The 12,554-nt window shown below is 67.3% G+C and carries 10 protein-coding genes; 2 read left to right on the forward strand and 8 right to left on the reverse strand.

From position 1 onward, the window contains the following. A partial coding sequence (gene mmsA / locus CA951_RS39285) for a CoA-acylating methylmalonate-semialdehyde dehydrogenase (protein WP_087562004.1) occupies positions 1 to 1,239 on the reverse strand: 1,239 nt, incomplete at its 3' end. A 110-nt stretch (positions 1,240 to 1,349) separates the two neighbouring features. Between mmsA and CA951_RS39290 the strand changes: the two genes are divergently transcribed. Then, complete coding sequence (locus tag CA951_RS39290) at positions 1,350 to 2,243, forward strand: LysR family transcriptional regulator (RefSeq protein WP_087562005.1); 894 nt, start codon at positions 1,350 to 1,352, stop codon at positions 2,241 to 2,243. Position 2,244: 1 nt separating this feature from the next. Here CA951_RS39290 and CA951_RS39295 read toward each other — a convergent pair whose 3' ends face one another. The 7 genes from CA951_RS39295 to hisD all read right to left on the reverse strand — a co-directional run bounded on the left by CA951_RS39295 (position 2,245) and on the right by hisD (position 10,761). Then, complete coding sequence (locus CA951_RS39295; RefSeq protein ID WP_087562006.1) at positions 2,245 to 3,309, reverse strand: LacI family DNA-binding transcriptional regulator; 1,065 nt, start codon at positions 3,307 to 3,309, stop codon at positions 2,245 to 2,247. A gap of 72 nt (positions 3,310 to 3,381) precedes the next feature. Continuing rightward, a complete protein-coding gene (locus CA951_RS43710; RefSeq protein WP_179220494.1) occupies positions 3,382 to 3,528 on the reverse strand; it encodes a hypothetical protein in 147 nt (48 codons plus the stop codon). Between the two features lie 77 nt (positions 3,529 to 3,605). Next, entirely contained in the window at positions 3,606 to 4,445 is an 840-nt protein-coding gene (locus tag CA951_RS39300; protein WP_087562007.1) for a sugar phosphate isomerase/epimerase, read from the reverse strand. Between the two features lie 12 nt (positions 4,446 to 4,457). Further along, positions 4,458 to 6,257, reverse strand: coding sequence for a thiamine pyrophosphate-binding protein (locus tag CA951_RS39305; RefSeq protein ID WP_087562008.1), 1,800 nt, complete (start codon positions 6,255 to 6,257; stop codon positions 4,458 to 4,460). A gap of 29 nt (positions 6,258 to 6,286) precedes the next feature. Then, on the reverse strand, positions 6,287 to 7,873 hold the full coding sequence (locus tag CA951_RS39310; protein WP_087562009.1) for a GMC family oxidoreductase: 1,587 nt from the start codon (positions 7,871 to 7,873) through the stop codon (positions 6,287 to 6,289). Between the two features lie 171 nt (positions 7,874 to 8,044). Continuing rightward, a complete protein-coding gene (locus CA951_RS39315) occupies positions 8,045 to 9,439 on the reverse strand; it encodes an aspartate ammonia-lyase (RefSeq protein WP_087562010.1) in 1,395 nt (464 codons plus the stop codon). Beyond that, positions 9,436 to 10,761, reverse strand: a complete 1,326-nt coding sequence (gene hisD / locus CA951_RS39320; protein ID WP_087562011.1) for a histidinol dehydrogenase — start codon at positions 10,759 to 10,761, stop codon at positions 9,436 to 9,438. The genes CA951_RS39315 and hisD overlap by 4 nt, the downstream gene beginning before the upstream one ends. Positions 10,762 to 10,891: 130 nt before the next feature. On the opposite strand from hisD, the gene CA951_RS39325 reads away from it, so the two are divergent. Continuing rightward, complete coding sequence (locus CA951_RS39325; RefSeq protein WP_087562033.1) at positions 10,892 to 12,433, forward strand: PucR family transcriptional regulator; 1,542 nt, start codon at positions 10,892 to 10,894, stop codon at positions 12,431 to 12,433. The last annotated feature ends 121 nt before the right edge of the window (positions 12,434 to 12,554 follow it).

A 12,554-nucleotide genomic window follows, 5' to 3' on the forward strand; every position in this document is an offset into this window, starting at 1 on the left:
GATGGCGGTGCCGTTGCCGAACGGGCTGGAGTTGACCAGTTCGAGGGCCTCGTCGTAGGAGTCGACGCGGATGACGGAGAGGACGGGTCCGAAGATCTCGTCGGTGTACACACTCATGTCGGTGGTGATGTGGTCGATGAGGGTCGGTCCGAGCCAGAACCCGTCCGCGCCACCGTCGGGCTGCACGGTGCGCCCGTCCACGACGATCGTCGCACCGGCGGCCTCGCCGGCGTCGATGTAGGAGGCGACCTTGTCGCGGTGCACCTTCGTCACCAGCGGTCCCATGTCGGAATCTTTGGTGCCGTCACCGATCTTGAGCGTGTTGGTGCGTTCGGTGATCTTCGCGACNAGTTCGTCGGCGATGTCCCCGACCGCAACCAGCGCGGAGATCGCCATGCAGCGTTCACCGGCGGATCCGAAGCCGGCGTTGACCATGGCGTCGGCGGCCAGGTCGAGGTCGGCGTCGGGGAGGACGATGGCGTGGTTCTTCGCGCCACCCAACGCCTGCACGCGTTTGCCGTGGGCGGTGCCGGTGGCGTACACGTACTGCGCGATGGGGGTGGACCCGACGAAGGAGATGGCCTTGATCGCGGGGTTGGTGAGGAGTTCGTCGACGGAGGTCTTGTCGCCCTGCAGCACGTTGAACACGCCGGCGGGCAGTCCCGCTTCGGCCCACAGTTCGGCCATCCAGATCGCGGCGCTGGGGTCCTTCTCGGAGGGCTTCAGCACGACGGTGTTGCCGGCGGCGATGGCGATGGGGAAGAACCACATCGGAACCATCGCGGGGAAGTTGAACGGGGAGATGATGGCGACGGGGCCGACGGGTTGGCGGAGGGAAGAGACGTCGACGTTGGTGGACGCGTTCTCCGTCATGCCGCCCTTGAGGAGGTGCGCGATGCCGCAGGCGAATTCGACGACCTCCTGGCCGCGGGAGACCTCACCGAGNGCGTCGGAGACGACCTTGCCGTGNTCGGAGGTGATGATCTCGGCGAGTTCACCCTTGCGCTCGTTGAGCAGTTCCCGGAACTTGAAGATGATCTGGGTGCGCTTGGCGAGGGAGGTGTCGCGCCACGCGGGGAAGGCGGCGGCGGCGGCGTCGATGACGGCGCGGGCGTCTTCGATGCTGGCGAGGGCGACCTGTCCGGTGACGGCACCGGTGGCGGGGTTGGTGACGGGGGCGGTGTTACCGCTGGTGCCGGGGAACGTCTTGTTGTCGAACCAATGGGAGATGACGGCCATGGGATGTACTCCTGGAAAGGTGGGGTGACCACGAGTCTGCTGGGCAACAATGCCTGCGTCAACGAGTAAAATGGCACTTCGGACTGCACATTTGCACGAGGGTGAGGGCGATGTTTACCGCAGACAACATGCGTTACCTCCTGGAGTTGTCGAGGACCGGTCGCCTCGCCGACGCGGCGAAGCGACTCGGCGTCGATCACACGACCGTCTCGCGGAGAATCACCCGTCTCGAGAAAGACACCGGCACCAGGCTTTTCGACCGCGGGGTGTCGGGATGGCAGCTCACCGAAGCGGGCAGGCGGCTGGTTCCCCACGCGGAAGCGGTGGAGACCGCGGTACTCGCCGCACTCGACGAGACGTCGTCGCGGGGCGGGCTCACCGGCACCGTCCGGATCATCACGCCCGACGGTTTCGGGTCGTTCGTGCTGGTGCCGGGTCTTGCGGCGGTGCGGTCCGAGCACCCCGATCTGTTCACGGAACTGGTCACCTCGACCACCCACGACCTGCTGACCGGGCGCGACTTCGACATCGCCGTCACCCTCGAACGCCCGTCGCCGCGGTCCGTGGTGGTCCGCAAACTGGCGGAGTACGACCTCCGCCTGTACGCGTCACGGCGCTACCTGAGCGAGCACGACCCCATCACGGCACTCGAGGATCTGCGCCATCACACGCTGATCTGGTACGTGGACGCGTTCCTCGACGTCGAACCGCTGCGCATCCTCGACGCGCTGATTCCGGATTTCCAGGCGCAGATCCAGACCAACAACATCGCCGGCCACTACCAGGCCGTGAAGCACGGCGTCGGGATCGCGCCACTGCCGAGTTACATCGGGGCGCTCGACGACGATCTCGTGCCGATCCTCACCGACGACTTCATCGCCCACCGCACCTACTGGCTGGTCGTGCCGCGGGAACTGACCCGACTTGCACGGGTCAAGGCGATCACCGAGGCGCTCTACTCCATCGTCGACGGCAATCCCGAACTACGCGGCGCAGCAGGGTGACTCACCGATCGGCGGGCGCGGGACCGGTGCTCTCGCGGACGACGAGTTCGGTGGGCAGCGTGATCTCGCGTCCGGATCCGCCGCCGATGATGTCGAGCAGCAGTTGTGCGGCCTCGCGGCCCTTGTCGACGAGGGGTTGCCGGACCGTCGTGAGGCCGGCGGCGCGGGCTGCGGGAATGTCGTCGAAGCCGACCACCGACAGATCCTTCGGCACCCGGAGGCCGCGTTCCCGGGCGACGTCGATCGCTGCGAGGGCCAGCAGGTCGGAGGCGGCAATCACTGCGGTCACGGGTCCGGCGTCGAGCAGAGTCTCGACGGCGGTGCGGGACAACTCGTAGTCGAATCCGCCTGCCTCGACGACCACGGCGGACGACCACGGCACCTTGTGTTTCCGGCATGCGGACGCGTATCCGGCGAGGCGTTCTTTCATCACGTGGTCGCGGGCGGCCCGGATGCGGGCGGGGTCGACGCGCCCGCCCTTGCCGTCGGGAACGAGGCGGTCGACGAGAAACCCGACGTGCCGGTGTCCGAGGGAGAGCACGTGCTCCGCGATCTCCTTTGCGGCCTGTCGATCCTGGATTCCGACCCGCGGCAGCCCGCCCGGATTGTGGCCGTCGATCACCACGATCGGCAGCCGCCGGCTCATCGCTGTCTGCATCCCGGGATGGCCGTCCGGCATCGCGTACGCGAGGAAGCCGTCCACGGCGCCGCGCACCAGCACACCGGAACCCTCGGCAACCCGCGTGGACTCGAGTGGGCAGGGAAGCAGCGTCAGTGCGACCTCGGCCAGTTCACCGACCTCCGATATGCCCTTGAGCAATTGTGAGGTGGCCGGATCGTCGAAGGCGTAGCGCAACGAGTCGGTGATCATCAGCCCCAGTGCACCGACCTGCCCGGTGCGGAGGTTGCGGCCCGCAGGGTTGGGGCCGGCGTAGCCGAGTTCCGCGGCCACCTGGAAGATGTGGGCGCGCCGCGCTGCGGACAGCTTGTGGGGCTGGTTGTACGCGTACGAGACCGCCGCCTGGGACACGCCTGCCGCTCGGGCGACGTCGTGCATCGTGGTCACGAATGCCGATCCTCTCCGTCGCACGGTTGTCGAGCCCAGCCTATCGGCCGGACCGTGCTGTTCTCCCGGGTGTCAGCTCGCCCTGGCGACATCGACGTCATCGTCGTCCTCACTCCGGTCGAGGAGAACGAGTTTGCCCAGGGCGTTGCGCGCGACCACCTGGTAGGGGTGAAGCGTGCCGCCCGGCACACGGGGTGTCGGGCGGCACGCTGTGGGCACGACGCACCGGAGACTCGAATGTCGGTTCAGGATCCAGCGTGTCGTGGGGATCACCTGCGGGACCGGTGACGCCGTTGTCAGCCGGCCTGGATGCGGGTGATCAGATCTGTGAGGTAGGTGTAGCTCTTCTTCGCGGCGTCGAGGCCACCGCATTCGACGGACAGGACGACGTCGTGGTCGGCCTGGTGGAGGGTTTTCACGATCCGTTCCCAGTCGATGACGCCGTCGCCGCAGGCGCAGCCGAGCATGCCGCGGACCTTGCCGCGCAGCCGTTTCGCGTCGTCGATGCCGATGTCCTTGGCGTGCAGGTGGGTGACGTCCCCGATGATCTGCTCGAGCCATTCGTGCGGGTCGTTCTCGCTGAGGTAGCTGTTGCCGGTGTCGAGGTTGATCGTCAGGGCGGGGCTGTCGATCAGGTTCATGATCTTCTCGAGCCGTTCCGGGGTGGCGGTGTATTCGCCGTGCGTCTCGATCGCGATCTTGATGCCGCGCGGTTCGGCGACCTTCGCGGCCTCCTGCAGGGTGTACCGCATCAGCGTGTAGTTCTCCGCCTCGGTGGTCCACGTCGGCAGCGGGCCGTCGTCGACCATGATCATCGGAGACCCGACCTCGGCGGCGTAGCGGATCGACTGCTTGAGGTAGTCGACCGACACGTCCGGTTTCGCCAGCGGGGCGTGGCTGGACAGCGACGAGATGGACAGCCCCCGGGATTCGGCGGCGTCCCGGATGATCAGCGGGTCGTCGAGCATCGACCGGGTGTGGAAGTACCCGGCGGTGCTCAGCAGTTCGCGGCCCCAGTAGACCATCGGTTCGACGTACTTGTAGCCGATCTCGGCGGCCTGGTCCATGGCCCAGTCGAAGGAGCCGTTCTCGAAGCGGGCGAACTCGAGGTTCAGGCCGAGTTTGATCTTTCCCATGTCGGTCCCCGATCAGAATCCGCGCTGAGCGACGTAGTCGTCGCGGACCTCGCCGTGGTAGGCGGGAACGGTGATGTCCCACCAGCCGGTGGGGTGCATCTCGGTCCAGGGCAGTTCGTGCGCGCTCATCGCCTCGATGATCACCGGGCCCGGTGTCGCGAACGCCCGCTCGATCGCGTCGGCCAGCTTCTCCGGGTCCTCGACGCGTTCGGCGCTGCAGCCGAGCGACTGGGCGAACCGGGTGATGTCGGCGAAATACGGTGTTCCGTCGACGTTCTTCCATCCGGAGATGATTTCGCGTTCCTCACCGAACAGGCTGATCTGCAGGTCCTTGATCGCTTCCCAGCCGCCGTTGTTGAGGACGACGATCACCAGCGGCACGCCGAGCATGGCGGCGGTCGCGATTTCGGTGCCGGTCTGCAGGAAGCTGCCGTCGCCGACCATCGCCAGGACGGGGGTGTCGGGGGCGCCGATCTGCGCGCCGATCGCGGCGGGCACGCCGAATCCGATGCCGGAGAATCCGCCGGCGACGATGTTGGTCTTCGGGCCGTAGATCGGGAACTCGTTGAATGCCTGGTTGGCGGGGTTGGACGAGTCGGTGACGAGGATGCCCTCGCGGGGCAGGGCCTTGCGGATCTCGACCATGGCCCGCGAGTTGGTCATGGGCAGGTAGTCGGTGGTCCGCATCGGCCGCAGGTGCTCGTCCCACTGCGCCTTGAGGTCCTGCAGTTCCGCGAAGTAGTCGGTGCTGCGGTAGTCGCGGCCGGGCCCGAGGTCGGTGAGGGCGTTCTGTAGGGACTGCAGGGAGGTTTTCGCGTCGCCGACGACACCGACCTCGACCGGGTAGTTGCGGCCGATCTCGAATCCGTCGATGTCGATCTGCACCAGTTTGGTGTTCGGGATGTCGAACGTGACGCCGGGGCGGTACGAGGAGGTGATGCGGTCGCTGAACCGGCAGCCGACGGCGAGGATCACGTCGGCGGTGCGGGTGACGCCGTTGCCCGGGATCGAACCCATGTCGCCGCACGGCCAGGCGTAGAGGTCGTGGTCGGCGGGGAAGGCGCCCTTGCCCTGGAACGAGTGCGTGACCGGTGCCCCGAGGTGCTCGGCGACGGCCATCAGTTCGGCGGCGGCCTCGGCGTGGATGACGCCGCCGCCGGCGACGATGACCGGACGCTTCGCGCCGGCGAGCAGGTGGGCGGCCTCGGCGATCACGGCCGGGTCACCGGTTGCGCGGGCGGCGGGCCTGCGGGTGCCGGTGTCGGGGGTGTAGTCGCCGTATTCGGCCTGCAGGTCCTGCGGGATGTCGACGAGCACGGGTCCGCGCCGGCCCTCGTGCATGGTGTTGAACGCCTGGGCGAGCGCCACCGGAAGCTGTTCGAGGCGGCTGGGCTGCCACCAGCGCTTGACGACCGGTTCGACCATGCGGGGGAAGTTGTTGCCGTGCGGGCGGTCGATCTCCTGCAGTACACCCCGGTTCTCCATGTAGGTGTGCACGGCGCCGGTGATCAGGAGCATCGGCATCGAGTCGGCGAACGCGGTCGCCAACCCGGTGAGGGTGTTGGTGGCGCCCGGGCCGATGGAGGTACAGATCGCGGCGATCTTGCCCGAGGCCCGGTAGTAGCCGTCGGCCATGTGGGCGGCGCCCTGCTCGTGCATGGCGGGGACCAGTTCGATCTCGTCGGCGCGGTCGACGAACGCGTCGAGGAGTGCGGTGTTGCCGTGGCCGGGGATCGCGAAGACCTTCTCGACTCCCTCGCGGATCAGGAAGTCGACGACCATCTGTCCGCCGGTGAGTTGCTGTGTTGTCATGTCGGTGTTCCTAGCTTTCGGTGACGGTGTCAGACGGACGTGGGTTCGGCCGGGGAGGTCCGGCCTGCGGTCGTGCGGTGCTGTGCGGTGATCGCCTCGGCGACGCGGAAGGCGTTGGCCGCGATGGACAGGGCGGGGTTCATCACGGGCAGGGACGGGAAGAAGGACGAGTCGACGACGTAGAGGTTGTGCACGTCGTGGGCGCGGCAGTCGGCGTCGAGCACGGAGGTCGTGGGGTCGGTTCCGGCGCGGACGGTGCCGGCCTGGTGGGAGTTCACCTCGATGCCGGTGCCCTCGCTGAAGACGAACGGGTACCCGATCTTGCGGAGGATCTTGCGCATCTCGCGGACCAGGACCTCGTGGGCGCGCGTGTTGTTGGGGGTCCACGCGATCTGGATGTTGCCGTCGGCGGTGAGGGTGACGCGGTTGTCCGGATCGGGTAGGTCCTCGGTGAACAGCCACCAGTCGATGCTGCGGGCCGTCGCCTGGCTCAGTGCCCACTTGGGGATCAGCGGCCGTTGGCCCTTGATCATCTCGCCCTGCAGTTTCCCGATCAGCTGCACGTGCCCGAGCGGGTAGGGGTGGTCCGCGGTGCCGTGAGTGTAGAAATCGTTGAGGTACAGCGTCTTCTGGAACTCGGCGGTGTTCTTCTTCAGCGGGTTGATGCCGACCATGATGGAGTTGTTGTGCACCATGTAGTTTCGTCCGACCATGCCGGAGGAGTTGGCGAGACCGTCCGGGTGCGCGGGGTTCGCCGACCGCAGCAGCAGCGCCGCGGAGTTGACGGCGCCGCACGAGACCACCACCGTGGCTGCCTCGACGACGAGTTCGGTCCCGCGGTGCCGCAGCCGAACTCCGGTGGCCTGCTTGCCGGTGTCGTCGGTCAGGACCTGTTCGACGTAGGCGTTGGTCAGCAGTTCCACCGTGCCGGAGGCCACGGCGGGACGCACGCACCGCACGTCGGCATCGGACTTGGCAAGCACGCGACAGGGGAACCCGTCGCAGGTTCGACATCGAATGCAGCCGCCGCCCTCGCGCAGGTCGATGCCCAGCGGAATGTTCGACGGGGTGTAGCCGAGGCGGCGCAGGGCGTCGGCGGCCTCCTGCACCGGCGGTTCGTGTCCGATCGCCGGGTAGGGGAACGGTTCGTCGCGGGGCAGGGTCGGGTCGTCGGTATGGTCGCCGTGGACCCGGTACACCTGTTCTGCGCGTGCGTAATACGGGGCGAAGTCGTCGTACGAGAAGGGCCACTCGGGTGATTCGCCGGCCTCGTGCTGCGTCGACTGGAAGTCTTCCCGGCGGAACCGCACCAGCGAGGAGCCGTAGAGTTTGGTGTTCCCGCCAACGTAGTAGTACGTGCCGGGGCTGAACGGTCTGCCCTCGGTGTCGTACCACTGCTCGGCGTTCGCGTACCGGTGTCCCTCGAAGACCTCCTGAGGGCTCCAGTTCTGCTTTTCCTGCGGCAGGAAGTCGCCGCGCTCGATCAGAAGCACATCGACTCCCGAGTCCGCGAGCGCGTAGGCGAGTGTGCCACCGCCCATTCCGCTGCCGACGATGACGACGTCGTAGCTGTGTTTGCTCGGGCCTGTGGGCTCTCCCACGGATGCGTCTCTCATGGGTCCTGCTCCTCGGTCGTAGAGAGTGGTGTCAATGTTCGGTCGTGCGGTCGACACGAACAGACAGTCGATTAAATGGTTATACGTATAACTCAAGGGTAGCGGCAGTGTGACGGATGTCAACCGAAAACGGGCAACTCATCCCGGTGGGGGACGAGTTGCCCGCCGCGGTCAGGGCACGAGCGGTCGGGTGAGGTTCTCGGGCCGCAGCACGTCGTCGAGCTTTTCCCGGCTGAGCAGACCCCTCTCGAGCACGAGCGCTGCGACGGTGCGGCCCGTCGCCAGTGCGTCCGCCGCGATCGCGGTGGCGGCGGTGTACCCGATGTGAGGGTTGAGGGCCGTGACCACGCCGATGGACGCGTCGACGGTGTTCTTCAGGTGCTCGACGTTCGCACCGATCCCCACGACACACCGCTCGCGGAGTACCGCGCATCCGCGGGTGAGCAATTCGATCGTCTCGAACAGGCTGTGCGCGATGATCGGCTCGAACGCGTTGAGCTGCAGCTGCCCGCCCTCGGCGGCCATCGTGACGGTCAGGTCGTTCCCGATCACCCGGAAGGCGATCTGGTTCACGACCTCCGGGATCACCGGATTCACCTTGCCCGGCATGATCGACGAGCCGGCCTGCACGGGCGGCAGTGTGATCTCACCGAAGCCGGCGCGCGGCCCCGACGACAGCAGCCGGAGGTCGTTGCAGATCTTGGACAGCTTCACCGCGGTGCGCTTGAGTACCCCGGACAGCTGGACGAACGCCCCGACGTCCTGGGTGGCTTCGATCAGATCGGACGCCGTCGTCACCTCGATCCCGGTGATCGCGGCGAGATGCTCGCGCACCCGCCACGCGTACTCGTGGTGCGCGTTGAGACCGGTCCCGATCGCTGTTCCGCCGAGGTTGATCTCCGAGATGAGGGTCGCTGCCTCGCCGAGCCGCTGCGAATCCTCGTCGATCATCAGCGCGAACGTCGCGATCTCCTGCCCCAGGGTCATCGGGACCGCATCCTGCAGTTGGGTGCGCCCGACCTTGAGGACGTCGGCGAACTCGGTCGACTTCACCGCGAACGCGCCCGCCAGGTCCTGCATCGACGCCCGTAGCCTGGTCAGGGCGGTTTGCAGGCCGGCCTTGATCGCGGTGGGGTAGACGTCGTTGGTGCTCTGACTCATGTTCACGTGCTCGAGCGGATGGAGATGCTCGTAACTGCCGCGGGCGTGGCCGAGCAGTTCCAGGGCCCGGTTGGCGACCACCTCGTTGGCGTTCATGTTGCTGGAGGTGCCTGCACCGCCCTGAATGACGTCCACGACGAACTGGTCCCGGAGGGCGCCGGCCCGAATCTCTTCACAGGCCCGGGCAATCGCCCCGGCCTCACGAAGCGGCAGCAGACCGAGATTCGCGTTGGTCAGCGCCGCGGCCTGCTTGACGGCTGCCAGCGCCGACACGAAGTCGGGATGGCTGGACAGCGGGATGCCGGTGATCGGGAAGTTCTCGGTCGCCCGCAGCGTGTGGATGCCGTAGTAGGCATCGGAGGGAACTTCCCGGTCGCCGAGAAGATCGTGCTCGAGTCGGGTCATCGCTCGGACGTCACCCGGGTCGGGATGTCGCCCCACGCCAGCGGGGCGTTGCCGAACTTGGCTGCCCGGAGGTCGCCGGACCGGGCGTGGCCCTCGAACTTCTCGAGCCTCGACACCCGTCCGCAGATCTCACCCAACTGGGCGCTGGTGTCGAGGTTGCGGACCTCCTGGTAGGTGAGGGTCTTGAGGAACTTGCCCACCCACAGACCGCCGGTGTAGTTCGCGGCGCCGAGGGTCGGGAGGACGTGGTTGGTGCCGATCAGCTTGTCGCCGTACGGAACACACGTGCCTTCGCCGAGGAACAGGGCGCCGTAGTTCCGCATGGAGGTCAGAGCCTGACGGGGGTCCTCGGTGAGGATCTGGACGTGCTCGGACGCGAACTTGTCGGCGAGGGCGTAGGCCTCGGCGAGGGTGTCGACGATGTGGACCTGGCCGTGATCGCGCCACGCGGGACCGGCGATGGCGTTGGTCACCAGGCCCGGAAGCAGGGCCTCGATGTGGTCGAGGGTGGCCCGGCCGACCGCCTCGGACGTGGTGATCAGCACGCACGGGGAATCGGGGCCGTGCTCGGCCTGCGACAACAGGTCGACGGCGATGGTGAACGGGTCGGCGTGGTCGTCGGCGACGATGAGTGTCTCGGTCGGTCCGGCGAACAGGTCGATCCCGACCTCACCGAACAGTTGCCGCTTGGCCTCGGCCACGAAGGCGTTGCCGGGGCCGGTCAGGATCGAGACCGGGTCGATGGTGTCGGTGCCCAGTGCCAGCGCGGCGATCGCCTGCACGCCGCCGAGGACGAAGATCTCGTCGGCGCCGGCCAGGTGCATGGCGGCGACGCTGATCGGCGGCGCCTCGCCCGCGTTCGGCGGGGTCGTCGCGGCGACGCGTTCGACGCCGGCGACCTTCGCGGTGAGCACGGTCATGTGCGCGGACGCAGTGAGTGGGTAGCGTCCGCCGGGCACGTACGCGGCCGCGGCGTCGATCGGGACGTTGCGGTGGCCGAGGAAGACGCCGGGCAGGGTCTCGACCTCGATGTCCTGGATCGAGTCGCGCTGCGCCTGGGCGAAGTTACGGATCTGGCGCTGCGCGAACCGCAGGTCGTCGAGGACGGTCTCCGGTACGGACTTCACGATCTCCGCAACCTGGTCCTCGCTCAGCCGGAACGACTCGGGGGACCAGCCGTCGAACTTCTCGGAGTACTTCCGGACGGCGTCGTCGCCGTTCGCGCGGACGTCGGCGATGACGGCGGCGACGGTGTCGACCACGGCGGGGTTGCTCGCCCGCTGCGCTGGTTCACCGACGGCGGCCTTGAGAACGAATGACATGGGTGCTTCCTTCGGATGAGCGAGGGGCAGGATCTGTTGTCATTCAGCATTGCGGTGCCACACCGTTTCCGACAGTTGCATTGTGGGAACTGTTTGCGTCTGTTCATGCACATTCTGTGTACCATTGTTCATGGTCTTCACCGTCGCCGATGCCCTCGAAATCGATCTCCTGAAGAACGCGGGAGCCCGTGTCCTGACCGGATCGGGCAGCCTCGACCGTGAGGTCCGCTGGGTGCATTCCTCCGAGATCTCGGATATCGCCCGCTTCCTCCGGGGTGGAGAATTACTCCTGACCGCCGGGCTCGGAATGGGCAACACGGGCGCCCTTCAGCAGGTGTTCGTGCGCGCAGCCGCTCATGCCGGGGCCGCCGCTCTCGTCATCGAGGAGTCGGGACGGATGTTCGACCGCGTACCGGATGCCGTAGTCGCCGAAGGGCAGGCCTGCGACCTGCCGATCATCGCCCTCGCTCGCGAGGTGCCGTTCGCCGGTGTCTCGGCGCAGGTGCACGAGATCCTGACCGACAAGCGCCTGCAGGCGCTCACTTATGAGCGGGAAGTCGAGTCCACGTTCTCGAACCTGTTGCTCGACGGCGCCGACTACCTGTCGATCGTGCAGACGCTGGCCGAACTCACCGACAGCACGGTGGTACTCGAGAATATCGCGCACCGCGTGATGGCGTACGTCGGCGAGTTCGACGAGGAGGCGGGCATCGAGGACTGGGACAAGCACGCGCGGGGTCTCCACAGCGACGACGACGGATGCGTTCGCAGGCCGGTTCTGATGCGCGGTCAGCCGTGGGGCTGGATCCACGTCTTCACCGACCGGCCCGCGGCCGCACGCTCCACCGCCGTGTTCGCAGCGGAGCGCGCCGCCGCGTCCGTCGCGATCTCCCTGCTGACCGATCGGAGCCGGGAAGCACGGGACGACCAGCGGAGCACGGCACTGATCACGCGACTGCTGATCGGCGACCTCTCCGGGGCCGAATTCGTCGACCAGGCAGGAAGACTCGGATATCAGCTGGGGTCGGGACACATCGTCGTCGTCATCGCGAACAAGGACGGCCGCGACGAGTCGTCCGCTCCGCGCGGAGGCCGCCAGATCGACACCGGCGCGATCAACGCCGACATGGGCGACTACGTCGTGGCGGTGGCGGCGGAATCCGGGCGAACCCGCGCCGAACTCGCGGGCCTGCTCGGGAAGATGGAGCACGGGGGCGGCATGAGCCGCGCGGTGCCTGCCTCGATGCTGCAGGTCGCGGTCACGCAGGCGAAGAGCGCCGCCGCGGTGTCGCGCTCCCTGCCCGCCTCACCCGTGCTGCATTTCGACGACCTCGGCGTCGAACGTCTGCTCGTGACGTTGGCGCAGGGGCCCGAACTCGCCAGCTTCGTCGAGGACGAACTCGGTCCACTGCTCACGAAGGACGCGCAGTCCACGACCCCGCTGCTCCCCACGTTGCGGGCCTTCCTCTCCGTCGACGGCCGCAAGACCGAAGCGGCGGACAAACTCTTCATCCAGCGCCGGACGCTGTACAACCGGCTCGATCGCATCGCTGCGATCCTGGGTAAATCCCTCGACGACGCCGCCACCCGGCAGAGCCTGTTGCTCGCGGTGAAGGGACTGGATCTGCTCGAGGGATCGTCGGTCGCGGCGCGCCGGAGCCGGCGACCATGAGTGCGGAGCGGATCGTGCCGACTTCTCACTCTGTGCAGTCTGCGCGCGGGAGGTACACGGTCTGTACCTGTTGTGCGGCGCGTCACCTTCGTAGTGTTTTCACCAAGATTCCGGCCATCCA

Source organism: Rhodococcus sp. NCIMB 12038, assembly GCF_002165735.1.
Lineage (GTDB): Bacteria > Actinomycetota > Actinomycetes > Mycobacteriales > Mycobacteriaceae > Rhodococcus_F.